The sequence below is a fragment of the Vibrio sp. TAP-3B genome (assembly GCF_057784735.1).
On record NZ_CM173495.1, the window covers coordinates 1,333,265 to 1,357,788 of the forward strand.

Here is a 24,524-nt window from a genome sequence, read left to right on the forward strand (position 1 = left end):
TTTTACTAAGTTATTGTTTTAAAAGACTAACCAATAAGTCTAATAAACAGATACTTAAGCACTATTGTAGTGTCTAATCATAATTTTGTTATAAAGAGAATTATCATGCCGATATCGCTCGGAAATGCTTTCATCAAGAATTTCCTTGGTAAAGCACCTGATTGGTACAAAGTTGCCATTATTGCCTTCTTAATAATTAACCCAATTGTTTTCTTCCTAATTGACCCATTTATTGCTGGGTGGTTGCTGGTCGCTGAATTTATTTTCACACTTGCTATGGCGTTAAAATGCTACCCATTACAACCGGGTGGTTTACTTGCTATTGAAGCCATTGCTATTGGCATGACCAGTCCTGCACAGGTTAAACATGAATTAGTAGCCAATATCGAAGTATTATTACTTTTGGTGTTCATGGTGGCGGGGATTTATTTTATGAAACAGCTTTTGCTGTTTATCTTTACCAAGATCCTGCTTGGCATTCGCTCTAAAACCTTGTTATCACTAGCATTCTGTTTTGCTGCAGCGTTTTTATCGGCTTTCTTAGATGCGTTAACCGTGATCGCGGTCGTTATCAGTGTGGCTATTGGTTTTTACTCGATATACCATAAAGTCGCTTCAGGTAACCCAATTGGTGACCACGACCATACTCAAGATGACACTATCACAGAGCTAACACGAGACGATTTAGAATACTACCGAGCTTTCTTACGCTCGTTACTAATGCATGCTGGTGTGGGTACGGCACTAGGTGGCGTAACAACCATGGTTGGTGAGCCGCAAAACTTGATTATCGCAGACCAAGCGGGCTGGTTATTTGGTGAGTTTTTAATCCGTATGTCTCCGGTCGCTCTACCCGTCTTTTTCTGTGGCCTAATCACTTGTGCGCTGGTCGAAAAACTTAAGGTCTTTGGTTACGGTGCAAGACTGCCTAATAACGTTCGTAAAATTCTGGTCGACTTTGACCGTGAAGAGCGTAAAACACGTACGAATCAAGATGTTGCTAAGCTATGGGTTCAGGGCCTTATCGCAGTATGGTTAATTGCTGCTTTAGCCTTACATTTAGCTGCCGTTGGCTTAATTGGTCTTTCGGTGATCATCCTGGCCACTTCCTTTACTGGCGTAATTGAAGAGCATTCAATGGGGAAAGCGTTTGAAGAAGCCCTGCCTTTCACAGCACTGCTCGCTGTTTTCTTCTCGGTTGTCGCCGTCATCATTGACCAAGAGTTATTCAAGCCTGTTATCGATGCGGTACTGGCCGTTGAAGATAAGGGGACTCAGCTTGCTCTTTTCTATATCGCTAACGGCTTGTTATCGATGATTTCCGACAACGTTTTTGTCGGTACTGTTTACATCAATGAAGTGAAAACCGCGCTGATTGAAGGCGTAATCACACGCGAACAGTTCGACTTGCTGGCCGTCGCAATCAATACAGGTACAAACCTACCTTCAGTTGCCACTCCAAATGGTCAAGCCGCCTTCTTGTTCCTACTGACATCGGCTTTAGCTCCATTGATTCGACTCTCTTACGGCCGAATGGTCATCATGGCATTGCCTTACACCATCGTGCTTGCGATTGTTGGCTTGATGGGCATTATGTTCTTCCTAGAGCCAGCAACAGCTTCATTCTATGATGCAGGCTGGATTCTACCTCACAGTGGTGATCTGACTCCCGGAGCGTCAGTCGGCCACTAAAATTGAGTTGATTAGGAAACTTATACACGATAAAAAGCTCTGAGTATTCAGCGCTTTTTCTATTCAGACAGGAACGAAACCGTGACTACTTTAAATTCACTTAACCAGTTTTCGAAGGGACGCTTATCGTGGCTACTGCTACTTCTATTCATTATTATCTTTGAAGCGTGTGCACTTTATTTCCAACATGTAATGATGCTGGCACCATGTGTGATGTGTATCTACGAGCGTATCGCCATGCTCGGAATTGGCGTGGCCGCAATCATTGGACTGGTCGCACCAACTAATCCTCTTTTCCGTTGGTTAGGCTTAGTTGTTTGGGGACTCAGCGCTTATAAAGGGTTGCTTCTTGCTCAGCAGCACGTTGATTACCAATTTAATCCGTCGCCTTTTGCTACCTGCGACCTGTTTGTGGTTTTTCCTAGTTGGGCACCACTCAATCAATGGGTTCCTTGGATGTTTGAAGCTTATGGTGACTGCTCAAAAGTAGTATGGCAGTTCTTTGATTTGTCGATGCCACAATGGTTAGTCGTCATTTTTGCAGGTAATCTCATCGCTTTAGCGTTAATCGTTATTGCTCAATTCTTCCCTGCAAAACGCAAGAACCCAATTCGTTAATTGAAAAAAGCCGACCACTCGGTCGGCTTTTAAATTAGGGGGGGATGAGATAAATATTTATCAGTGTGACTTGCCACAGCAATGCTTGAACTTTTTACCGCTCTCACATGGGCAAGCTTCATTACGGCCAATGCCTTTGAATGGATTTAAGCTTTGAGCCTTGTTACCGACCATTAACTCATCCGCTCCCAAAGCGACTTCACTGACCATTAAATCCAATTGGTCGACTAGATCATTAAGCGACGGTGGGATTTCTATGCCCGCATCACGCATCTGTTGTTGAGTAGAGGCTTCATCGATGGCTAACATCAACGTTGTGAGTAGCGCCTGTAACATGCGTTGCAAGCCATCATTAAGCTCAGCATCCTGCCATTGCCCTTCAATCATCGGCCAAACCGACATAAATCCTTCCGCAAAATCCGCGAGTTGCTCTGGCTCTTTCCCAGTCAACTCTAATAGTGAATATTCATTGCGTTGAATTCGGTTGTGTTGTGTATGGATTTGCGCTTCAACCACTGGTTGAATGGCTTTGAAGCGCTCTCCTAGTAGTGGCTCTAACCACGCTTCAGGAGCCATGGGCTTAGTGGTCAAGTTAGCGGCTAAAACCGCGCCTTCAATAAATAAGGGAGATTCATCGAACTGAACTTCACCTTTCTCAATTAGTGTGTATTGCATGACGTTTTGGGTTCCCCATATATTTGGCGGCATTATACCCCAGCATTAAGAAGATGCCAGATGGTGGAAGGTTTAACAATCGAGTCTTTTAATGACAAACTTAGCTTACATCGCTACAATCGCCCTCCTTTTGACCACCAAACTGTATTAGGCAAGCTATGCGAGTTGTATTAGGCCCAATGGAAGGCGTTCTAGATCATTTGATGCGCCAAATCCTGACCGAAATAAACGACTATGATCTGTGTGTAACGGAATTTGTGCGAGTGATCGACCAATTATTACCAGACCACGTGTTTCACCGTTTATGCCCAGAGTTATTGCAAGGCTCTCAAACTCTATCCGGTGTGCCTGTACATGTTCAATTGTTGGGACAAGAGCCCAACTGGATGGCAGAAAACGCCATTAAAGCTGCCAATTTAGGCGCCAGAGGCATTGATATAAACTTCGGCTGTCCAGCCAAAATGGTCAATAAAAGCAAAGGTGGCGCTGCGCTGCTGCAACATCCAGAGCTGATTCATCAAGTAGTCAAAGCGTGCAGAGATGCGGTCCCTGATGATATTCCGGTGACGGCTAAGATTCGTTTAGGTTGGGAAAATCCGGAAGATTGCTTTGAAATTGTCGACGCGATTCAATCAGCGGGAGCAAATGAATTAACGGTTCATGCGCGTACCAAGCAAGGTGGCTATAAAGCGTCGGAGATTAAATGGGATTACATCAACCACATTCGTCAGCGTTTTTCCATTCCGTTAATCGCTAATGGTGAGATTTGGAATTACGTTGATGGCCAACGTTGTATTGAAACAACCGGTGCTGATTCCTTGATGGTTTGTCGCGGGGCATTCAACATTCCTAACTTAGGTAACATGGTGAAGCACAACCACCAACCAATGCCTTGGTCAGAGGTTGTCGAATTGCTGATTTACTATTCTCAATTTGAGATGAAAGGTGACAAAGGCCTGTATTATCCAAACCGCGTTAAGCAGTGGTTTTCGTACCTGCGCCAAGCGTATCCAGAAGCAAAGGATTTATTCCGCGAAATCCGCACGTTCAATAAAGCCACACCGATCGTTGAGCATATTCAACGCTATCGTGATGAATTACGATCTCATATTGCATGAACAAAAAGAGACTGAACATCCTCCTTGCGCGTTGGTGAATTTGCCAACGTTCTCAAGGAGGATCATGTTTGATAGTTACGTGAGCTTCAAACTAGATGGAGTCTGGCTTTCAGCGCCGTATTAACTTAATAACAAACTATCATCTGCCAGCTCTTCTCCTCTCACCTTCGAGAACATATCCAACAAATCAGGAACTTGCATCTTGGCTCTTTGCTCCCCTGCTACATCCAAAACAATTTCACCTTGGTGAAGCATTACGGTCCTGTCTCCACAAGCAAGTGCGTCTTTCATTGAATGTGTCACCATCATAACGGTTAAATCAAACTCACCGACGATACGCTTAGTTAAGTCGATGACAAACGCCGCCATTCGTGGATCAAGCGCTGCGGTATGCTCATCAAGCAGTAACAACTTACTTTCTGATAACGTCGCCATGACTAGGCTGACGGCTTGCCTTTGTCCACCAGATAACAATCCGATACTGTCGCTTAGCCTATCTTCCAGACCTAATCCGAGAATGCTGATCCGCTCTTGAAATAACCGACGACGCTTACTCGAAAGTGCTAGGCCCCAGCCACGTGTTTTACCACGCATATACGCAAGCGCCATGTTTTCTTCAATGGTTAACTCGCCACACGTTCCCGCCAGAGGATCCTGAAAAACTCGCGCGCATTGCGTGGCCCGCTGCGCCACGGTTTGTCGAGTCACTTCTTTACCATCAATGACCACTTGGCCGCCGATCATTGGGGTTTCTCCTGTCACGGCCCCCAACAAGGTTGACTTGCCTGCACCATTCGAACCAATCACAGTCAAGAACTCATGCTCTGGCACTTGTAGTGAAACCCCTTTAAGTGCTCGGTTTTCTAAAATCGTACCTGGGTTGAATGTGACTTGAATATCGTTGAGTTCGATCATAATACCTCCCCAGATCCTTTTTTAGATGCCGCTTGCTTGGCGTTCACCACGCGCTGTTTCGCTCTCATACTGTGTTTTAATTTCGGCGCAATCAGCGCAACAGCAACCAATACGGCAGTCACAAGATTGAGGTCTGACGCTTGTAAGCCAAACATGCCAGAACTCAGTGCAAAAGCGACTGCAAGGCGGTAGAGCACCGAGCCAACAATCACAGCAATAACCGCGACCCAAATTTTACGGCCAGGTAACAAGGTTTGACCCAAAATAACCGCCGCCAAACCAACGACAATAGTACCGACACCAGAAGTAACATCAGCAAAACTGTTAGTTTGCGCAAACAAAGCCCCTGCAAAGCCAACAAATCCGTTAGATAATGCCAGTCCAAAGTAAGTATAAAATCCTGTGCTCGCCCCTTGCGCTGAGACCATGCGCGCATTTACACCTGTAGCACGAAGGCCAAGACCAAAGTCACTATTAAGTAAACGGACGACAAAGAAAGCAGAGAAAAGTACTAATACCCCGACCACGATAAGGCGAACAAACATTGGGTCACCCATCGTTTCAAACGGCGTAAGGATTGTCTCTTCCCCTAACAACGCCATATTAGGTTTCCCCATAATACGAATATTGATCGAAAATGCAGCGATCATGGTAAGTATTGAAGCTAACAGGTGTAAGATCCCGCAACGGACAGCAAGAAATGCCGTTACCCAACCTGTCATACTCCCGGCGACCATCGCCATCGCCGTTGCAACCCAAGGATTGATGCCAGCCACAATGGCAGTAGCCGCAACCGCAGCGCCCATCGGGAAACTGCCATCGACACTCAGGTCCGGAAAATCAAGGACTCGAAAAGTGAGATAAACACCCAAAGCAACGAGACCGTAAATCAGGCCGATCTCGAGTGCACCAAAAAAAGCAAATGCAGACATAACCGCTCCTTTCTGCATGCTCAGGTCAATCTATGTTCACCTGAACTTAAGACTTCTAACTTATATCATCCAATCCAATCGCAGAGCGTTCTACGGACTTAACTAAGTTGATAGTAAATTTGGGGCAAATCATCTTTAATGTTAATGAAAATGCCCCGGAAAAGTGTTGGCTATTGAATGTTGGTCGCACGTTGAACGACTGAGGAGGGTAATTGAATACCTAGCTTAGACGCTGCAGCTTCATTGACCACAATGTCTGAACCAGTGGCCACTTTCACGTCCAGCTTGCCTGGCTCTTGCCCATCAAGGATAGCCGCCACATAATCTGCGGTTTGGACACCCACTTGATAATAATCAAAACCAAGTCCTGCGATGGCACCTTTTTCAACATACGATGTTGCGCCGCCAAACACTGGTTTCTTAGCTTGATTAGCCGCAACAATCATTCCTTCAATCGCACTCGCTACCGTGTTGTCGGTCGGTGCGTAGAGGATGTCTGATTTCGCTGCAATTGCCTGAGTCGCCGATTGTACATCGGCACTTTTTAATGCCGTCGCCTCAACAACTTCAATCCCTTTTTCTTTGGCACTTTCTTTGAGTAACTCGACTAGCGTGACTGCGTTAGCTTCCCCAGGGTTGAAAACCACACCGATGCTTTTCACTTGAGGAAGGATTTCTTGAATAAGTTCGACATGCTGAGTGACAGGTGATAGATCAGACAAACCTGTTACGTTTTTACCTGGCTGCGTCATTGTCTTCACCAGTTTCGCACCGACAGGATCAGTCACCGCGGTAAACACGACTGGGATAGAACGGGTTGCAGACACCAATGCTTGTGCAGACGGTGTCGCGATACCAACCAATACATCTGGATTTTCTCCCACATACTGACGAGCGATTTGCACCGCAATGGCAGGATTCCCCTGAGCGGTCTTATAATCAAACTCTAAGTTCTTGCCCTCTTCGTACCCTTTCGCTTTTAACCCATCGATCAGCCCCTGACGGGTAGCATCTAATGCAGGGTGTTCAACAATTTGTGAGACCGCAACGGTGGCAGTTTTTGCCAACACATTCGGACAAAAGAATATAGCGCTAGCAGATAGAACGGCAGTGGCTATTAAACGGTTCGTTTTCATCATAACTCCTTGATGTGACTTCGTCCTTGTTTCACGAGCATTCACGGTTAGTGCGTGCTCCTGAGTTCAAGTATGAGAAGGCGGTAATGTTGTGTTTGTACTTATTTGTGCACTTATTGCGCATCTTGTGTTTATTATTACTACTAAGTCTTAGTAAAGAAAAGAAAGATTTAACACTAAAACAACATTTGTGATCGTGAGGCTGTATTATCAAAGAGAATGGAAAGGAAGTGATTAATTAAACGAGAGAAATATAGATATAAAAATGGAGTGGCAATTGCGCACTCCATTTTCTAAGCTAGTGTACCTAGTACTTACAACCATCGTTCCAAAGACGACTTATCTAACTGACGAAACGCACGATTTAAGATAAGCGCCAGTTCTTTGTAACGTGGTCTTGACTTCACGGGCTCTAATGCAAAACCAGTTTCGACTATTTTTTGGTGTAGCTCTCGGTACCAAGAAGCCAGAGGCGGCGGTAGTTTAGTATTAGCGCGAGCACCCAACCACCAAATGCCTTGAATCGGTAAGCTAATAGCGAATAACGCAACGATAATAGATTGAGGCAATGCATTGTCGTTGTTAAACGCCATTTGAGTGAGCACACTGATAGCAGCAACCGCTGGCATCACTTTTATACCAAAACGGGTGGCTTTGATAATGCGCTGTTCTGGAAAAATGGCACCTAGCTCTTTACGAACTGGCCAGATCTCCATGTAACTCTGACCATCTTTCAGGCTATGGATCAATCCGACTTTATTACTCATACCACTCTCTCACTAAAAAATAGTTGAACATATCAACTGAAGGTACAAAAAATTGATGAAAGTTAATATTCTTTCAAATTTTTTTTGTTATCATTGCCTATTATCGCTATCCTTTGCGAACCCTCAATCTCATTGTTGCTGTTATTTACAATTTACGCAACTCCGAGATATCTATCTGCACGGATCGCACATAGTGATGGATGGGTTCATCACTATTTTTCTTTATACGGAATTAGAACAATTTTTGACCAAGATTAGTACGCAGCCTTGTGGGTATCGGCTATTCTTGTGAATAATTTTTCATTCTTTAACTGATTTTTTATCAGACGAATAACAGGTAGTCATACATGTCTAAGCTAGTTTTAGTTTTAAACTGTGGTAGTTCTTCTCTTAAATTTGCCGTTGTTGATGCCGAGAGCGGCGACGAGCACTTATCAGGTCTTGCTGAGTGCCTCCACCTTCCTGAAGCTCGCATTAAGTGGAAACTTGATGGCAAGCACGAAGCTCAACTAGGTGATGGTGCTGCTCACGAAGAAGCACTTGCGTTTATGGTCGAAACTATTCTTGCTTCTAAGCCAGAGCTTAAAGCTAACCTAGGCGCAATCGGTCACCGTATTGTTCATGGTGGCGAGCAGTTCACTCAATCGGCTCTTATTACTGATGAAGTTCTAAAAGGTATTCAAGACGCTGCAACATTTGCACCTCTTCACAACCCAGCTCACATCATTGGTATCGAAGCGGCTAAGAAAAACTTCCCAGAGCTTCAAAACGTGGCTGTATTTGACACTGCATTCCACCAAACTATGCCTGAAGAGTCTTACCTATATGCTCTTCCATACAACCTATACAAAGAGCACGGCATCCGTCGTTACGGCATGCACGGCACTTCTCACCTGTTCATCACTCGTGAAGTAGCAGGCCTACTAAACAAGCCTGTTGAAGAAGTGAACATCATCAACTGTCACCTAGGTAATGGCGCGTCTGTATGTGCAATCAAGAACGGTAAATCTGTCGACACTTCGATGGGTCTTACTCCTCTTGAAGGTCTAGTGATGGGGACTCGTTGTGGTGACATCGACCCTGCAATCATCTTCCACTTGCATGACGCTCTAGGTTATTCTGTTGACCAAATCAACACGATGCTAACGAAAGAGTCTGGTCTTCAAGGACTAACTGAAGTAACGTCTGACTGCCGTTTCGTTGAAGACAACTACGGTGAGAAAGAAGAAGCAACGCGCGCAATGGACGTGTTCTGCCACCGTCTAGCTAAATACGTAGCAGGCTACACAGCGTCTATGGACGGCCGTCTAGACGCCATCACTTTCACTGGTGGTATTGGCGAAAACTCTGGCCCTATCCGTGAAATGGTTCTAAACCGTTTAGGTATCTTCGGCATCGAAGTTGATAGCGAAGCGAACCTGAAAGCTCGCTTTGGCGGTGAAGGCGTTATCACAACTGACAACAGCCGCATCCCTGCCATGGTTATCTCGACTAACGAAGAGCTAGTGATTGCGGAAGACACTGCGAGCCTAGCAGGTCTTTAATTGAACTATCTGGCTAGCCACTTAGCTAGCCAGTGTTTCATTCAAACGAATTTCTTAGGGGCTCAACCCCTATTCTTCCGAGCGTCATGGAATAAGAGTTGAGCTTTTATCCCCCAAATAGCTAAAGGTACTCTACGAATGTCTCGTACTATTATGCTTATCCCTACTAGCGCAGGCGTTGGCCTAACAAGCGTTAGTATGGGTGTTCTTCGCGCTATGGAGCGTAAAGGCGTTAAAGTTTCTTTCTACAAGCCAATCTGTCAGCCACGCAGCGGTGGTGATCAGCCAGATCTGACTTCAACTATCGTTAGTCACAACAGCGATATGCAGATCGGTGAACCAATGGCGATGTCTGTTGCTGAAAGCCTAATCGGTAACGACAACATGGACGAGCTGCTAGAAACCGTTGTTGAACGTTACAACCAAATCAACAAAGACGCAGACGTTACGCTAATCGAGGGTCTTGTCCCGACTCGTAAGCACCCATTTGCAAACCAAGTAAACGCGGAAATCGCGGCAACACTTGGCGCAGAAATCGTGCTGGTTGCGACTCCAGGTACTGATAACCCTGCGCAACTAAAAGAGCGTATCGAAGTGGCATGCTCTAACTTCGGCGGCACTAAGAACAAAAACATCTCTGGCGTTATCATCAACAAGCTAAACGCACCGGTTGATGACGCTGGCCGTACTCGCCCTGATCTATCTGAAATCTTTGACGATGCAGACAGCGCGAAACAAAACGAATTGAAAGTGATGGAAATCTTCAACACTTCTCCAATTCGTGTACTAGGTTGTGTGCCTTGGAGCATCGATCTGATTGCAACTCGTGCAATCGACATGGCTAAGCACCTGAACGCCGATATCATCAACGAAGGTGACATCAATACTCGTCGTATCAAGAGCATCACATTCTGTGCACGTTCTCTACCAAACATGATTGAGCACTTCAAACCAGGCTCTCTACTTGTGACTTCTGCAGACCGTCCAGATGTCATCGTTGCAGCTTCTCTTGCGGCAATGAACGGTGTGGATATCGGTGCAGTACTGCTAACTGGCGGTTACGACATCCCACACGAAATTGAAGGTCTATGTAAGCCAGCGTTCGACACTGGTCTACCAATCTTCAAAGCACAAGGTAACACTTGGCAGACTTCTCTCAATTTACAGAGCTTCAGCATTGAAGTACCTTCAGATGATAAAGAGCGTATCGAGTTCATCAACGAGCACGTTGCGGGTCACATTGACGGTAACTGGATCGAATCAATGACGGAAGGGACTCAGAAGTCTCGTCGTCTAAGCCCACCAGCGTTCCGTTACCAGCTAACTGAACTGGCTCGTAAAGCAGGCAAGCGCATCGTTCTTCCTGAAGGTGACGAACCACGTACAGTCAAAGCAGCGGCTATCTGTGCTGAACGTGGCATTGCAGACTGTGTGCTTCTTGGTAACCCAGCTGAAATCCGTCGCGTGGCGGCACAACAAGGTGTTGAGTTAGGTACTGGTGTAACCATCATCGATGCTGATGCAGTACGTGAAAACTACGTCGCTCGTCTAGTTGAGCTACGCGGCGCGAAAGGCATGACTGAAGTTGTGGCTCGTGAGAAGCTAAAAGATTCCGTATTCCTAGGCACAATGATGCTTGAGAACGACGAAGTTGACGGCCTAGTTTCTGGCGCGGTTCATACTACGGCAAATACTATCGTTCCTCCGTTCCAAATCATCAAAACGGCACCGAACGCCTCTATCGTATCTTCAGTGTTCTTCATGCTTCTGCCTGATCAAGTACTGGTTTACGGTGACTGTGCAATCAACCCAGATCCAACCGCAGAACAGCTTGCTGAGATCGCTATCCAATCTGCGGATTCTGCGGCTGCATTTGGTATCGAACCACGCGTGGCGATGATCTCATACTCTACTGGTGAATCAGGTAAGGGTGCCGACGTAGATAAAGTACGTGAAGCAACCAAACTGGCTCAAGAGAAGCGTCCGGATCTCATTATCGACGGTCCTCTTCAGTACGACGCCGCTATCATGGAAAACGTTGCCGCTTCTAAAGCGCCAAACTCTCCAGTCGCGGGTAAAGCGACCGTTTTCGTATTCCCAGACTTAAACACGGGTAACACGACTTACAAAGCGGTACAACGTTCAGCTGACCTCGTTTCTATCGGTCCGATGCTGCAGGGAATGCGCAAGCCTGTAAACGACTTGTCTCGTGGCGCACTAGTAGATGACATCGTATACACAATCGCTCTAACCGCAATCCAAGCAACGCAAGAGCAAAAGTAATTCTCCTCTCAAATTTGATTGGTAAAATTCAAAGCCCTCGATGAATCGAGGGCTTTTTCGTGCTTGCTCTTTATTTTAATGAAGCCATCAGTAAAGCGTGAAAAACATGACCCCACCGACGAATACGCATCCTGTCATCACGGGGGCGACACGATGCCAGAGCTTTTTATCCCCTATCGCAACAACCATTCCCATTTTCACAATCGTATTTACCGAAGCCGCTATAAAAACACCAAGCGCGGCTGTCGTAGCGCTTAAGGCTTGAGTACTTTGCCGTCCCAAAGTCAATGAGATAGCATCAACGTCAGTAATACCAGACAAAGCCGCGAGAATAAGCACCCCTGTATTACCAAACCAATCCGATAACGCGTGTGATAGCAACATGATCACCGCTAACACCAAACCAAAAAATAGTGCAGACTGAAAAGCGAGAGGATTACTTTGCTTATTTGATTGCTCAACTTGCTCAACTTGACTCCTGCGCCAAATCCACCAAGCCGGTAAATAAAGTGCTGCCATCATCATCATGACGATTGGCCACAACAATTTAACTAATTGTGGATTAATCACTGACAGTACAATTAATAAACGTGGGAACATGGTGCCACAACTGAGCAGGATCCCACTCGCAAGTAATGGGCTGATACTCGCTTGCTCGCGAGAAAGATGAGAAAACTGAAGTGTTAACGCAGTAGACGAACTTAACCCCGCAAACACAGAGGTAAATAGGATACCTCGCTTTGCACCGCCAATTTTAATCGCGAAGTAACCAACAAATGAAACACTGGCAATCAGAACGACCATCCACCAAATTTCAAACGGGTTGAGCGCCCCCCAAGGCCCATAAGGTTGATTGGGTAAAAGTGGCAATAAAACAATAGAGATGAGCAATAAACGTAAAGCGGCATCAAGCTCATACTCTTGCAGCTTTTGCAGCGCTTGGTGAAGCTCTTTCTTATTATCCAAAACCACAGCGGTAACCACGGCAGCAGCAGCGGCAAGTACAATCTCTCCCGATACCGCAAGGCTTCCCAAAACAAACGTCACGATCAGACTAACAACGCCAGTAATACTGACGTCACCGCTCCTTTTTTGTTGAATCACAAAAGCCATACCAGCCAGTATCACCAATGAAACCAATGCAAAACCCAGTAACAGTGGTGAGTATAGGTTAGCCAGAATTGCCACAAGACCACCTAGTAAACTAACTAGGGAATAGGTACGAATACCAGCAACACGACTACCCTCTACGCTATTTCGCATGACCCAACCACGCTGCGTGCCTACTATCGCACCAAGAAGCAAAGCGATGAATAGATTCCAGATTAGATGGTCACCGCTAACAAGCTCGTTTATATCCATACCTCACCTCGGCAAAAGATCGGTTGTTATATCATCAGTTTATGTATATCTAGAGAATAAGTTGTGATGTTAGGAAAAGAATGAATAAAAAAGCGCCATATTAAATGACGCTGTTCTCGATGCATGTCAATCTTATAGAGACTCTCGGCCATGCGGTGAGTCTAAATCCAGCTCTGGGCCTTTAGGAACGACCTGTGTCGGGTTAATTCCAGTATGACTGAAATAGTAATGACGCTTGATATGATAGAAATCGGTCGTTTCCGCAACACCCTCTACTTGATAAAGCTCTTTCAGGTAACCCTGAAGATTTGGGTAGTCTGCGATGCGCTGTTTATTGCATTTAAAATGACCAACGTAAACGGCATCAAAACGAATCAGTGTCGTGAATAAACGCCAATCCGCTTCCGTCATTTTATTGCCCGCTAAATATCGATGTGTACCAAGGTGAGCATTAATCTTATCTAGTGCGGTAAACAATGAATCAAAAGCTTCTTCGTACGCTTCTTGACTTGTCGCAAACCCACAACGATAAACGCCATTATTGACATTTGGGTAGATGAACTCATTCCACTCCTCAATAATATCTCTTATCGGCTCAGGATAATAATCATCATGATGACCTGTTAACTCATTGAACTCAGAATTCAACATGCGGATGATCTCTGAAGATTCATTCGACACGATCGTGTTGGTCTTTTTATCCCATAACACGGGCACCGTGACACGACCGGTATAATCAGGTTTCGCTTGCGTGTAAATCTGGTGCATTCGAGTATGGCCAAACAATGGCTCCGGCAGACCCATTTGCCAACCTTGACTTAACATGTCAGGGCAAACAACCGTTACATCAATATGCGCTTCTAGATCTTTTAGTTTACGAAAGATGAGCGTTCGGTGCGCCCAAGGACAAGCAAGAGAAACGTATAGATGGTAACGACCTGATTCTGGTTTGAATTCCGCTTTGGCATCATTTTTAATCCAGTTGCGAAATCCAGCGTCTTCACGTACAAACTTACCGCCATTAGATTTTGTGTCATACCAGACGTCATGCCAAACACCTTCGACCAATTTCCCCATGATCCTCTCCTCTTATTCTATTTCGTTCGATAGTAGCAATTACGACGGGAGAGAAAATCATCATTGTTAGGACATCATGTTCAAGAAATTCGAATGTACTAGGCAGTAAACAATGCACATAAAAAAGCGCGACCTCAAGTGGGCGCGCTTACGTTCATTATAGACAGTATTTAGACACTGACGTGTAAACAAGATACCGCGTGAACGTCGTTACCTTGAATGGTCGGCTTCGTCTTCGCACACTCTTCTGTTGCTTGAGGACAGCGGGTGCGGAATACACAACCAGAAGGCGGACTGATTGGCGACGGTAAATCACCTTCTAACATCTGGATGGTTTTTTTACGTTCCAACTTAGGATCAGGGATTGGAACTGCGGACATTAAAGCGCGTGTATACGGATGTTTAGGATCTGAAAACAGCGCTTCAGCTTCACCAAGCTCCACGACGTTGCCGAGGTACATCACGAGTACACGGTCAGAAATATGTTTTACCACGGACAGATCGTGCGCAATAAAGACTAAAGATAGACCTAGCTCTTTCTGGATTTCTTTCAGCAGGTTAATCACCTGAGCCTGAATTGACACGTCAAGCGCTGAGACTGGCTCGTCACAAATGATCATTTTAGGTTTTAAGATAAGTGCACGTGCGATACCAATACGTTGACACTGACCACCAGAAAACTCGTGCGGATAACGGTTGATCACGTTTGGTAGTAATCCAACCTTGGCCATCATCTCTTTGACCCGGTCTTTCACTTCTTGTTTCGATAACTCTGGGTAGAACGTCTCTAATGGTTCTGCGATGATGTCACCTACCGTCATACGTGGATTCAAAGATGCCAAAGGGTCTTGGAAAATCATTTGGATCGCTTTACGCGTTTCACGGCGCTGAACGGCTTTCATTTTTGTTAGGTCTTGGCCCAACCACATCACTTCGCCGTCGGTGGCTTCGACCAAACCGATGATCGCGCGAGCAAACGTCGACTTACCACAACCGGACTCCCCCACTACACCGAGAGTTTCACCTTCATAAAGGCGAGCATTGACACCATCGACAGCTTTCAGGTTTGAGGGTTTCGACCAAGGCCATGCCGATTTTGCTGCAATACTAAAGTGAACTTTAAGATCTTTAACGTCTAATAGTAATGATTTATCTGCACTCATTTCTTCCAAGTCTCCCACGGTGAAAAACATGCGCGCTGACGACCATCACCAAACGAAGTCAGAATTGGCGCTTCTTGTTTACAACGGTCCATTACACGATGGCAGCGTTCCTGATAAGGGCAGCCCGGTGGTAAACGAAGTAAGTTAGGCGGATTGCCTGGGATAGTAGGTAGAATCTCCCCTTCTGTATCAAGGCGAGGAATTGCTTGTAACAGGCCTTCAGCGTATGGGTGACTTGGGTTGTAAAAGATTTCATCAACCGTACCGTACTCCATTGTACGTCCTGCATACATCACCAACACTTTGTTGCATGAGCCGGCCACAACCCCAAGGTCATGCGTGATCATAATGATTGCGGTGTTAAATTCATCTTTAAGTTCATTAAGTAGATCCATGATTTGTGCCTGAACCGTCACGTCCAATGCGGTCGTTGGCTCATCAGCAATCAATAACTTCGGACGACACAGCAACGCCATCGCAATCATTACACGCTGACGCATACCTCCTGAAAACTCGTGTGGGTACATGGTAATACGCTTACGAGCTTCTGGAATTTTCACCGCTTCCAACATACGAATAGACTCTTCAAATGCTGCGGCTTTGCCCATGCCTTTGTGAAGCATTAATACTTCCATTAGCTGATCACTTACCTTCATATAAGGGTTAAGTGACGTCATAGGGTCTTGGAAGATCATCGCGATCTGTTCTGCGCGCACTTTATTAAGTGCTTTCTCCGGTAAGTTGAGAATTTCTTTACCTTCAAATTTCGCACTACCAGAAATCAATCCGTTTTTTGCCAGCAGCCCCATGATTGCGAATACGGTCTGAGATTTACCAGAACCAGACTCCCCGACAATACCGAGGGTTTCGCCTTGCTCCAGAGAAAAGTTTAAATCGTTTACTGCGGTGACGATACCATCTTGCGTGGTGAATTCGACGCGCAGATCTTTGACATCTAATAAGCTCATCATTACTTCCTTAATCTTATCTTTTAATTACCTGTCTTTTGGATCCAGCGCATCGCGCAAGCCGTCACCCACGTAGTTGAAGCAGAACAGGGTTACAACCATAAATGCCGCAGGGAATGCCAGCTGCCAGATTGCCACTTCCATTGTCTGTGCACCTTCTTGTAGGAGTGCGCCCCAACTTGTCATTGGCTCTTGAACACCAAGACCAAGGAATGATAAGAATGATTCTGTCAAAATCATGCTTGGGATAAGCAACGTTGAGTATACCGCTACAATCCCCAGCACGTTTGGTACAATATGGCGGGTAATAATTTTCCAATTACTCACGCCACAAACGTGTGCCGCTTCGATAAACTCTTTACTGCGTAAACTCAGCGTTTGACCTCGAACGATACGCGCCATGTCCAGCCATGCGATTGCACCAATCGCGACGAAGATAAGTATGATGTTACGACCGAAGAAGGTCACTAGCACGATGACTAGGAACATGAACGGTACCGCGTAGAGGATTTCCAGAATCCGCATCATGATACGGTCGACTTTACCGCCGATGAAGCCGGAAGCCGCGCCGTACAGAGTACCGATAAGAACCGCGACAAATGCTCCCATCACACCAACCATTAGGGAGATACGACCGCCAATTAACGTACGTACGTATAAATCACGCCCTAGACTGTCGGTACCAAACCAGTGGTCCGCATTTGGCGACACATGCATAGCGTACCAGTCGGTCGCATCAAAGGCGTATGGGGCAATCATTGGTAGAATAATGACTGCCAAGGTCATTACAACCAGAATACATAAGCTCACCATCGCCGCTTTATTACGCATAAAGCGGATACGAGCATCTTGCCAAAGACTGCGACCTTCGATCTCTAAATTTTCAGAGAATTGTTCAATCGCTTCTAGGTTTTCTTTTTTCGTTAACATAACCAAACGTCCCTGTTAGTAGCGAATTTTCGGGTCAATCATTGCTAGTAGAATATCTACAATCGCGTTGAATAGAATGAATAGGAAACCAATAAGGATGGTCACCCCCATTACTAACGAGTAGTCACGGTTAAAAGCAGCGTTAACGAAGAGCTTGCCAATGCCTGGCAAACCAAAAATGGTTTCAATGACCACTGAACCTGTAATAATGCCAACAAAAGCAGGCCCCATGTAAGAAACCACAGGAAGCAGCGCGGGTTTCAGCGCATGCTTGATAATAATGTAACGGTAGCTCAGACCTTTAGCACGGGCTGTTCGAATAAAGTTACTGTTTAACGTTTCAATCATTGAGCCACGGGTAATACGTGCAAACGTTGCAACATAAAGTAATGACATGCCAATCACAGGGAGGACTAAATACTGCCAACTACCTCCTTGCCAACCACCTGCCGGAAAAATATGCCAGTGCAAAGAAAATAGATAGATAAGAGCGGGAGCCAACACAAAAGATGGCATAACGACCCCAAGCATCGCCGTCGACATGATGGTGTAATCAATCCAGGTATTCTGTTTTAACGCAGCAATGGTACCAACGGTAACGCCCATGATCAGAGTAAAGATAAAGGCGATGAAGCCAACTTTAGCCGATACTGGTAACGCAACGGAGATCAGTTCGTTAACCGAATAATCAAGATATTTAAATGATGGCCCGAAATCACCTTGGATAACATTGGTCAAATATGTGGTGTATTGCTCGAATACTGGCTTATCTAAACCATATTTAGCTTCGATGTTTGCCATGACTTCGGGTGGTAATGGACGCTCTGTCGAGAATGGGTTTCCCGGCGCAAAGCGCATAAGAAAGAAAGATACGGTGATCAAAACCAACATCGTTGGGATCGCCTCAAATATCCTTTTTGCGATGAATTTAAACATAAACTCACTCTTTCAGTCTGTGACCGTTAAATTAAAGAAAGTCGTCCAATTCTTTTTGGACTTAATAGGTGCCACATGCAATTTCTCGCACGTAGCACCTTATTTTTTATAGTTTTACCGAATTAAGACTTACTCAGTGATGTAGAGATCTTTAGAGTAAATTTTCTCTTCTGGGTTGTTCGCTGGGAAGCCGCCAACTTTTGGGGATAGTAGACGTGATTTTACGTACTGGTAGATAGGCGCGATTGGCATATCTTTCGCCATCAACTTCTCTGCTTCTAGATAAAGCTTTTGACGTTCTGCATCAGAAGTTGAAGCAAAAGCTTTGTTCATGATCGCATCGTACTCTTTGCTGTCATAGTGAATACCACCCGTGGTGTTATTACTCATCATCAGCGTTAGGAAAGATGAGGCTTCGTTGTAATCACCACACCAACCTGCACGAGCAACCTCAAAGTTGCCTGAGTCTTTTGTTGATAGGTAGGTTTTCCATTCTTGGTTTTCTAGGGTTACGTCTAGACCCAATGTTTGCTTCCACATCGACCCTAAAGCAACCGCCACTTTTTTGTGGTTCTCTGAGGTGTTGTATAGAAGATTAAACTCAAGTGGGTTATCCGCCCCGTAACCGGCTTCTTCCAATAAACGAGCGGCTTCAGCATTACGCTCTTCTTGCGTCATTGTGCCGTATGCTGGTATTTCTGGATTAAAGCCCGCTGTAATTTCAGGTGTAAGGAAGTACGCTGGTCTTTGCCCTTGGCCCATGATCGCATCACTTACGATGTCACGATCGATCGCGTAAGAGATCGCTTTCCGAACCCGAACATCGTCAAAAGGCGCGCTCTTCGTATTGAAGATGTAGTAGTAAGTACATAGGTTCCCCACCACTGACAGTGATTCTGGCTGCTCTTTCTTGAGGCGTTTAAAATGTTCTATCGGCACTTCATAACTGATATCAATTTCGCCGGCTAGGAAACGATTCATTTCCGCGACTTGATTTTCAATTGGTAAGAACGTCACTTGATCAATCGTGGTATCTTCGTTGTCCCAATATTGCTCGTTACGTTTTAATACTAGACGTTCATTAACGACCCACTTATCGACCACATAAGCACCGTTACCGACAAAGTTCTCTGGTTTCGTCCATTGATCGCCGAACTTCTCAACTGTCGCTTGGTGAACCGGCTTCACTGTCGTGTGGCCCATCATCATTACAAAATAAGGCACTGCAGTATCAAGCTCAATCACCAACGTGTGGTCGTCAACCGCTTTAACACCTAACTCACTCTTATCTTTATCGCCAGCAACAATGTCTTTAGCATTCTTCATCTTGGTATATTCCATATACCAAGCGTACGGAGAAGCCGTTGCAGGGTCGATAGCACGTTGGAAACTGTAAACGAAGTCATCGGCCGTAACAGGATCACCATTGGACCATTTTGCGTCTTTACGTAGGTGGAAAGTGTACGTTTTGTTGTCTTCTGTTTCCCAAGATTCTGCAACACCAGGGACAGTGTTACCGTCTGCATCTTGGTTTACTAGGCCCTCAAGAAGATCGCGAATCACGTGAGATTCTGGAACACCTTGAGATTTATGCGGGTCTATTGTCGCAACTTCTGTACCGTTACCACGCACCAACTCTTGGACAGCGGCCAGTTTTGGCTCTTTAGAATCAGATTTCGCTTCAGGTACTGGAGCCGGAGCGGGCTCAGCTGCTTGTTTCTCTGCAGGCTTTTCACCACAACCCGCCAGAGCGAAAGAAAGACCAGCACCAATAAATAAAGCGCGCGTGATTTTATTCTTATACATGCGTAAAACTCCAATTTTTTTGTTAGCATCCATGACTTCTCTGTAAGAGACTCTAACGGTCAGTGTTTTAGCGTTTTCAGTGTATTTCCTGAACACAAAAGCCTAAAACCTTACAAAGATTGCGGCCCACATTATCAATCATCGAAGTAATTTGCCATTAAAATGCAGCAAAAAAACCAATAATTCTGAGCAAACCCGACATATCTAGCAGTAAACTCTAATCAAATAGTATTCATCAGAAAAATGAAGAGTCGCGTTCGTAGTTAGTAGATGAAAGTGTCGAATAACCTAAGTTTCACTCTATTAATAGCATGTTCTGCTAGAAAATTACGCACTAATTAGGGTTTACAACAAGCAGTGCCTGACAAGTAATTGTTTATATATTGTTGGATAGTGAACTCGATTGCCCACAGGAAACACGAGCATGTTGGCGTGCAAACCGAAGCTTTAAGAAGATAGATACAAAAAAGCTAAGTGCTTTTGACACTTAGCTTTTTTAGTCAAAACGAATGATTGGTTCTACTTTTCCCAACGCTGAGCCGCTTGGCGATCCGTCGCTCGTGACTCAATCCAGCGATCTTCACTTGTGGTCCGTTCCTTTTTCCAAAATGGCGCCTTGGTTTTTAGGTAGTCCATAATGAATTCACAAGCATCAAATGCAGCGCCGCGATGAGCACTAGACACACCAACGAATACAATTTGGTCGCCGCTGTCCATATCACCCACACGGTGAATAACACGCATGCCGAGTAATGGCCAACGAGATTCAGCTTGGTTACAAATATCAATCAGACTCTTTTCGGTCATGCCGGGATAATGCTCTAAATGTAAACCAACGACATTATCCCCTAAATTCATGTCACGTACTTTACCAATGAAGGTGACGATGGCACCAGCGCCCGTCCCTTCGGATAAACGTTGGTATTCGTCATCAACGGAAAAGTCTTCAACCTGCACAGAGACGCGAGGATCCATCTTAACCTCCGGTCACTGGTGGGAAGAAAGCAACTTCATCACCGGCTTTCACTGCCGTTTCTAACGGAACAATAGACTGGTTGACCGCCGCCAATAACTTGCCCGGCTCTAATGCCAAATCCCATTTACCATGCTTAACAGAACCAGTTTCAACAAGATACGCTCGGATCGCTTCGACGGTCTCGAATTGTTCTTCTAACTCGAGACCGTCCACTCCAACCAACTCACGAGTTTGCGCAAAAAAAAGTACTTTAATCATGATTCCACCTTGAAGTGTCCCGATTTACCACCCGTCTTCTCTAGTAGACGAACTTGATCAATGACCATATCTTTTTGAACCGCTTTACACATATCGTAAATCGTTAATGCAGCCACAGAAGCCGCTGTTAACGCTTCCATCTCAACGCCAGTTTTCCCTGCAAGCTTACATACCGATTCGATACGTACTTTATTTTCCGCTTCGATCGCTTCTAGTTGAACTTCAACTTTAGACAGTAAGAGAGGATGACAAAGCGGGATCAAATCCCATGTCTTCTTCGCCGCTTGAATGCCCGCAATACGAGCAGTAGCGAACACATCACCTTTATGGTGTTGACCAGAAACAATCAGTTGCAGTGTTTCTGCCGCCATGTGCACGAATGCTTCTGCGCGCGCTTCACGAACGGTTTCGGTTTTCGCAGACACGTCGACCATGTTGGCTTCACCAGACGCATTGATATGGGTAAGTTGGGTCATTATTTTTCCTTCGTTTTAGGAAAGGTTATACAGAGAGGTGTGGCATGAAGTTACAAGGGCGGTGGCTTGCATCCAGCTGCTGCTTGATGATTTTTGTCCACCCTGTACGGCATGCACCAGTCGAGCCTGGCATAGCGAAAATAACCGTATGATTGGCAAAACCAGCAATCGAACGCGACTGAATCGTTGAGGTTCCAATTTCTTGGTATGACACCATACGAAATAACTCACCGAAACCTTCCACTTCTTTATCAAACAGTGGTTTAAGGGCTTCAGGGGTGCTATCTCGCGAAGTGAAGCCAGTACCACCTGTAATCATGACCGCTTGCACATTATCATCCGCAATCCACTGTGAAACGATCGCACGAATCTTGTACATGTCATCAATCACGATTTGCTTGTCTACAACATTATGACCCGCTTCTTTCGCGTGCTCTACTAGGTAACGTCCGGAGGTGTCATTTTCTTCCGTCCGTGTATCAGATACCGTCAGAACGGCAATGTTTGCAGGTTGAAATTTGCTTTCAGCGTGACCCATTTGTCCACCTATTCTCTATTAACTTTGATACGCTTAGTATCGATTCCGGAAAAAGTTAGAGAAAGCCTATTCCTAAGCTTTCTCTATAACATTTGACTACGTTTAACCGCCGATAGACGCAAGATGTGGCGTCATACCCGTATTGCCATCATGCAAGAAGTGACTGACCGACTTGGTTTGCAGCTGCGCTTGGATACGTTCAATCAGTTCGCTTTCTTGGTTGTCACGCTCAAGCAGATCGCGTAGCTCCACGCCATGCTCGCCAAATAAACACAAGTGCAACTTACCCATTGCAGAAACACGCAGTCGGTTGCAGCTTTCACAAAAATCCTTCTCATAAGGCATGATCAAACCGATTTCACCTTTGTAATCTGGATGAACGAATACTTGTGCAGGGCCGTCATTATGCGAGCGAACTTTAAGTAGCCAGCCATTGGCAATTAACTGATTACGAATAGCAACGCCAGAGACGTGATGCTTATTGAATAAGTCATCCATCTCTCCTGTTTGCATCAACTCGATAAAACGTAATTGGATAGGACGACCTTTTATCCAGTTAAGAAATGCAGGCAGCTCCTGATGGTTTAGGTCTTTCATCAACACGACATTAACTTTGACCTGCTCATAACCGACTTCAAACGCGCGCTCGATCCCATTCATCACTTCAGTAAACTTATTTTCACCCGTGATTTGATGGAACATACGCGGGTCTAAGCTATCTACACTCACGTTGATGTGTGTTAAGCCAGCTTCACGCCAGTCTGCGACTTGCTTTTCCATTCTGTAACCATTGGTCGTGGTTGCGACTTTTTGAATGCCCGGCGTCGTCGCCACTGATTGGATGATGTCGGTAAAGTCTTTACGTAAGCTAGGTTCACCACCAGTAATGCGCACTTTTGACGTGCCACAATCAGCGAACGCTTTTACGACCCGTTTAATTTCAGAGAGAGATAAAAAAGACGAGTTTTTTTTGCCCGACGGCTTGTAGCCATCAGGGAGGCAATAGGTACATTTGAAATTACACACATCTGTCACAGACAGACGCAAGTAATAGAACTTACGATGAAATTTATCTTCGAATTGTTGCGCCACGGAACACCTTTCCAAACACGGGAGGCATGGTCATTTCCAATCATGCCCTTGTGGCAGTATGCCACTGGCTCAAAACGCTTATCCTTGGACTTAGCAATTGTGAGCTCGGAGTTATGGCAACCAGAAGTATGAAACCTCTGATAGCTTTACGCTGTAAAATACTTAATATTTGTATTGGAATCCAGAGTTGAGTAATAAAAAAACTCTTCAGAGACACAATTTACCGCTTATTGAGTACCTTTCAAACACTCATTAATATAAATTGTAGTCGTTTTTACAAGATTATTAGAAGAACGTAATGAATATCTATACAGATAAAAAAGTGGTCGCTGTGGGTGGTGGTCATGGCTTAGGGCGAATGTTAGCAGCGCTAAGAGATTTTGGTGGTAACGCCACCGGTATTGTCGCCACAACTGATAATGGCGGCTCGACAGGACGTATTCGTCATTGCCAAGGTGGTATTGCTTGGGGTGACACTCGTAACTGTATCAATCAGTTGATCACAGAACCGTCGATCAGTTCAATGATGTTTGAGTATCGATTCAAAGGGACTGGGGAACTAGACGGTCACAATCTTGGCAACTTGATGCTTACAGCGTTAGATAACTTATCGGTCAGACCCTTAGATGCTATTAATCTGATCCGCAACATGCTGAAAGTCGACGTCAATATTCTCCCTATGTCCGAACATCCTTCCGATCTTTCAGCGCTATCCGTCGATGGTAAATGGGTGACGGGTGAGACCAACGTGGATGAAATGGACGCCGATTTACAACGCTTAGATCTCTCGCCAGAAGTGCCAGCTACCAAAGAAGCGATTAGCGCATTGGTTGAAGCGGACGCGATCATCCTTGGTCCGGGAAGCTTCCTGACCAGCATCATGCCACCATTACTGTTACCAGAGTTGGGTAAAGCCATCGCAGCAAACGAGAGTGCAAAAGTAATTTTTGTTGCTAACTTAAGCCCTGAATATGGTCCAGCCGGACGTATGACGATGGCACAAAAATTAGAATGGTGTGAACGAGCTTGCCAAGGTAGAAAAATAGACGTGGTACTTGCAGAAGAAGCCGATCAAGAAGTATTAAGCCAGTGGAATGTCGTTACTGAGTCATTAGCGTCAACAAACCGAGACTGGCGACACGATCGAGACAAGCTAAAACTTGCAATTGAAAAACAATTACTTCCAACCCTTTAATGGTAACGGGCTTTAAAGACGAATCGCCACACGGCTCATTTGTGGCGTATAGCTTAGCCCCCTTCCA

Annotated in this window: 23 protein-coding genes and 1 riboswitch; of the genes, 6 read left to right on the plus strand and 17 right to left on the minus strand. The window is 45.3% G+C overall.

Features of this window, described 5'->3' with window-relative positions:
* Nucleotides 1-105 precede the first annotated feature (105 nt).
* The gene (gene nhaB, locus AC3D28_RS06210; protein WP_488535895.1) at nucleotides 106-1,692 is read left to right on the plus strand and encodes a Na(+)/H(+) antiporter NhaB; all 1,587 of its coding nucleotides are present in this window, start codon (nucleotides 106-108) and stop codon (nucleotides 1,690-1,692) included.
* Between the two features lie 81 nt (nucleotides 1,693-1,773).
* On the plus strand, nucleotides 1,774-2,310 hold the full coding sequence (gene dsbB / locus AC3D28_RS06215) for a disulfide bond formation protein DsbB (RefSeq protein ID WP_488535896.1): 537 nt from the start codon (nucleotides 1,774-1,776) through the stop codon (nucleotides 2,308-2,310).
* A gap of 60 nt (nucleotides 2,311-2,370) precedes the next feature.
* On the opposite strand, the gene AC3D28_RS06220 is transcribed toward dsbB, so the two are convergent.
* On the minus strand, nucleotides 2,371-2,985 hold the full coding sequence (locus tag AC3D28_RS06220) for a YecA family protein (protein WP_488535897.1): 615 nt from the start codon (nucleotides 2,983-2,985) through the stop codon (nucleotides 2,371-2,373).
* 158 nt (nucleotides 2,986-3,143) lie between these two features.
* Here AC3D28_RS06220 and dusC point away from each other — a divergent pair, with 158 nt between their 5' ends.
* Nucleotides 3,144-4,103: a tRNA dihydrouridine(16) synthase DusC gene (gene dusC, locus AC3D28_RS06225; protein WP_488535898.1), complete on the plus strand. Its 960-nt coding sequence runs from the start codon at nucleotides 3,144-3,146 to the stop codon at nucleotides 4,101-4,103.
* A gap of 120 nt (nucleotides 4,104-4,223) precedes the next feature.
* Here the strand turns inward: dusC and AC3D28_RS06230 are convergent, their stop codons facing one another.
* The 4 genes from AC3D28_RS06230 to yfbV form a co-directional block, all read right to left on the minus strand.
* A complete protein-coding gene (locus tag AC3D28_RS06230) occupies nucleotides 4,224-5,018 on the minus strand; it encodes an ABC transporter ATP-binding protein (RefSeq protein WP_488535899.1) in 795 nt (264 codons plus the stop codon).
* A complete protein-coding gene (locus tag AC3D28_RS06235; protein ID WP_488535900.1) occupies nucleotides 5,015-5,950 on the minus strand; it encodes an ABC transporter permease in 936 nt (311 codons plus the stop codon). Before AC3D28_RS06235 ends, AC3D28_RS06230 begins: the two co-directional genes overlap by 4 nt.
* Before the next feature lie 170 nt (nucleotides 5,951-6,120).
* Nucleotides 6,121-7,086 carry an ABC transporter substrate-binding protein gene (locus AC3D28_RS06240; protein WP_488536064.1) on the minus strand — a complete coding sequence of 322 codons (966 nt, stop codon included), beginning with the start codon at nucleotides 7,084-7,086 and terminating at the stop codon, nucleotides 6,121-6,123.
* Nucleotides 7,087-7,400: 314 nt separating this feature from the next.
* Complete coding sequence (yfbV, locus tag AC3D28_RS06245) at nucleotides 7,401-7,853, minus strand: terminus macrodomain insulation protein YfbV (protein ID WP_098415236.1); 453 nt, start codon at nucleotides 7,851-7,853, stop codon at nucleotides 7,401-7,403.
* A 347-nt stretch (nucleotides 7,854-8,200) separates the two neighbouring features.
* Between yfbV and AC3D28_RS06250 the strand changes: the two genes are divergently transcribed.
* Together AC3D28_RS06250 and pta are read left to right on the plus strand one after the other, a co-directional pair.
* Nucleotides 8,201-9,397 (plus strand): acetate kinase, encoded by a 1,197-nt coding sequence (locus AC3D28_RS06250; protein WP_098415235.1) that lies wholly within the window; start codon nucleotides 8,201-8,203, stop codon nucleotides 9,395-9,397.
* 138 nt (nucleotides 9,398-9,535) lie between these two features.
* Nucleotides 9,536-11,680, plus strand: coding sequence for a phosphate acetyltransferase (gene pta / locus AC3D28_RS06255; protein WP_488535901.1), 2,145 nt, complete (start codon nucleotides 9,536-9,538; stop codon nucleotides 11,678-11,680).
* 87 nt (nucleotides 11,681-11,767) lie between these two features.
* Here pta and AC3D28_RS06260 read toward each other — a convergent pair whose 3' ends face one another.
* The 12 genes from AC3D28_RS06260 to moaA form a co-directional block, all read right to left on the minus strand.
* A complete protein-coding gene (locus AC3D28_RS06260; RefSeq protein WP_488535902.1) occupies nucleotides 11,768-13,042 on the minus strand; it encodes an MgtC/SapB family protein in 1,275 nt (424 codons plus the stop codon).
* 132 nt (nucleotides 13,043-13,174) lie between these two features.
* Nucleotides 13,175-14,119: a glutathione S-transferase family protein gene (locus tag AC3D28_RS06265; RefSeq protein ID WP_488535903.1), complete on the minus strand. Its 945-nt coding sequence runs from the start codon at nucleotides 14,117-14,119 to the stop codon at nucleotides 13,175-13,177.
* Between the two features lie 170 nt (nucleotides 14,120-14,289).
* Nucleotides 14,290-15,282: a murein tripeptide/oligopeptide ABC transporter ATP binding protein OppF gene (oppF, locus tag AC3D28_RS06270; RefSeq protein WP_488535904.1), complete on the minus strand. Its 993-nt coding sequence runs from the start codon at nucleotides 15,280-15,282 to the stop codon at nucleotides 14,290-14,292.
* Nucleotides 15,279-16,250: an oligopeptide ABC transporter ATP-binding protein OppD gene (gene oppD, locus AC3D28_RS06275; protein ID WP_488536065.1), complete on the minus strand. Its 972-nt coding sequence runs from the start codon at nucleotides 16,248-16,250 to the stop codon at nucleotides 15,279-15,281. Before oppD ends, oppF begins: the two co-directional genes overlap by 4 nt.
* A 27-nt stretch (nucleotides 16,251-16,277) precedes the next feature.
* Nucleotides 16,278-17,180, minus strand: coding sequence for an oligopeptide ABC transporter permease OppC (oppC, locus tag AC3D28_RS06280; protein WP_098415230.1), 903 nt, complete (start codon nucleotides 17,178-17,180; stop codon nucleotides 16,278-16,280).
* Between the two features lie 15 nt (nucleotides 17,181-17,195).
* The gene (gene oppB / locus AC3D28_RS06285) at nucleotides 17,196-18,116 is read right to left on the minus strand and encodes an oligopeptide ABC transporter permease OppB (protein WP_098415229.1); all 921 of its coding nucleotides are present in this window, start codon (nucleotides 18,114-18,116) and stop codon (nucleotides 17,196-17,198) included.
* 129 nt (nucleotides 18,117-18,245) lie between these two features.
* Nucleotides 18,246-19,922, minus strand: coding sequence for an ABC transporter substrate-binding protein (locus AC3D28_RS06290; RefSeq protein ID WP_488535905.1), 1,677 nt, complete (start codon nucleotides 19,920-19,922; stop codon nucleotides 18,246-18,248).
* A gap of 519 nt (nucleotides 19,923-20,441) precedes the next feature.
* Nucleotides 20,442-20,897 carry a molybdopterin synthase catalytic subunit MoaE gene (gene moaE, locus AC3D28_RS06295; RefSeq protein WP_488535906.1) on the minus strand — a complete coding sequence of 152 codons (456 nt, stop codon included), beginning with the start codon at nucleotides 20,895-20,897 and terminating at the stop codon, nucleotides 20,442-20,444.
* Nucleotide 20,898: 1 nt separating this feature from the next.
* Entirely contained in the window at nucleotides 20,899-21,156 is a 258-nt protein-coding gene (moaD, locus tag AC3D28_RS06300; protein ID WP_488535907.1) for a molybdopterin synthase sulfur carrier subunit, read from the minus strand.
* On the minus strand, nucleotides 21,153-21,632 hold the full coding sequence (moaC, locus tag AC3D28_RS06305; RefSeq protein ID WP_098415226.1) for a cyclic pyranopterin monophosphate synthase MoaC: 480 nt from the start codon (nucleotides 21,630-21,632) through the stop codon (nucleotides 21,153-21,155). Before moaC ends, moaD begins: the two co-directional genes overlap by 4 nt.
* 25 nt (nucleotides 21,633-21,657) lie before the next feature.
* Nucleotides 21,658-22,170, minus strand: coding sequence for a molybdenum cofactor biosynthesis protein B (gene moaB, locus AC3D28_RS06310; protein WP_488535908.1), 513 nt, complete (start codon nucleotides 22,168-22,170; stop codon nucleotides 21,658-21,660).
* Between the two features lie 102 nt (nucleotides 22,171-22,272).
* Nucleotides 22,273-23,262 carry a GTP 3',8-cyclase MoaA gene (gene moaA, locus AC3D28_RS06315; RefSeq protein ID WP_488535909.1) on the minus strand — a complete coding sequence of 330 codons (990 nt, stop codon included), beginning with the start codon at nucleotides 23,260-23,262 and terminating at the stop codon, nucleotides 22,273-22,275.
* A riboswitch (molybdenum cofactor riboswitch) is annotated at nucleotides 23,251-23,385 on the minus strand. (Overlaps the previous gene by 12 nt.)
* Before the next feature lie 175 nt (nucleotides 23,386-23,560).
* Here moaA and AC3D28_RS06320 point away from each other — a divergent pair.
* Complete coding sequence (locus AC3D28_RS06320) at nucleotides 23,561-24,457, plus strand: YvcK family protein (RefSeq protein ID WP_488535910.1); 897 nt, start codon at nucleotides 23,561-23,563, stop codon at nucleotides 24,455-24,457.
* Nucleotides 24,458-24,524: the final 67 nt, after the last annotated feature.

Coding starts and splice junctions, on each gene's coding strand:
- nhaB (WP_488535895.1), top strand. CDS start 106: ATGCCGATATCGCTCGGAAATGCTTTCATCAAGAATTTCCTTGGTAAA.
- oppB (WP_098415229.1), bottom strand. CDS start 18,116: ATGTTTAAATTCATCGCAAAAAGGATATTTGAGGCGATCCCAACGATG.
- oppD (WP_488536065.1), bottom strand. CDS start 16,250: ATGAGCTTATTAGATGTCAAAGATCTGCGCGTCGAATTCACCACGCAA.
- AC3D28_RS06220 (WP_488535897.1), bottom strand. CDS start 2,985: ATGCAATACACACTAATTGAGAAAGGTGAAGTTCAGTTCGATGAATCT.
- moaE (WP_488535906.1), bottom strand. CDS start 20,897: ATGGATCCTCGCGTCTCTGTGCAGGTTGAAGACTTTTCCGTTGATGAC.
- dusC (WP_488535898.1), top strand. CDS start 3,144: ATGCGAGTTGTATTAGGCCCAATGGAAGGCGTTCTAGATCATTTGATG.
- AC3D28_RS06260 (WP_488535902.1), bottom strand. CDS start 13,042: ATGGATATAAACGAGCTTGTTAGCGGTGACCATCTAATCTGGAATCTA.
- oppF (WP_488535904.1), bottom strand. CDS start 15,282: ATGAGTGCAGATAAATCATTACTATTAGACGTTAAAGATCTTAAAGTT.
- AC3D28_RS06235 (WP_488535900.1), bottom strand. CDS start 5,950: ATGTCTGCATTTGCTTTTTTTGGTGCACTCGAGATCGGCCTGATTTAC.
- AC3D28_RS06265 (WP_488535903.1), bottom strand. CDS start 14,119: ATGGGGAAATTGGTCGAAGGTGTTTGGCATGACGTCTGGTATGACACA.
- AC3D28_RS06290 (WP_488535905.1), bottom strand. CDS start 19,922: ATGTATAAGAATAAAATCACGCGCGCTTTATTTATTGGTGCTGGTCTT.
- moaC (WP_098415226.1), bottom strand. CDS start 21,632: ATGACCCAACTTACCCATATCAATGCGTCTGGTGAAGCCAACATGGTC.
- AC3D28_RS06240 (WP_488536064.1), bottom strand. CDS start 7,086: ATGAAAACGAACCGTTTAATAGCCACTGCCGTTCTATCTGCTAGCGCT.
- moaB (WP_488535908.1), bottom strand. CDS start 22,170: ATGGGTCACGCTGAAAGCAAATTTCAACCTGCAAACATTGCCGTTCTG.
- AC3D28_RS06230 (WP_488535899.1), bottom strand. CDS start 5,018: ATGATCGAACTCAACGATATTCAAGTCACATTCAACCCAGGTACGATT.
- pta (WP_488535901.1), top strand. CDS start 9,536: ATGTCTCGTACTATTATGCTTATCCCTACTAGCGCAGGCGTTGGCCTA.
- moaD (WP_488535907.1), bottom strand. CDS start 21,156: ATGATTAAAGTACTTTTTTTTGCGCAAACTCGTGAGTTGGTTGGAGTG.
- AC3D28_RS06320 (WP_488535910.1), top strand. CDS start 23,561: ATGAATATCTATACAGATAAAAAAGTGGTCGCTGTGGGTGGTGGTCAT.
- yfbV (WP_098415236.1), bottom strand. CDS start 7,853: ATGAGTAATAAAGTCGGATTGATCCATAGCCTGAAAGATGGTCAGAGT.
- AC3D28_RS06250 (WP_098415235.1), top strand. CDS start 8,201: ATGTCTAAGCTAGTTTTAGTTTTAAACTGTGGTAGTTCTTCTCTTAAA.
- oppC (WP_098415230.1), bottom strand. CDS start 17,180: ATGTTAACGAAAAAAGAAAACCTAGAAGCGATTGAACAATTCTCTGAA.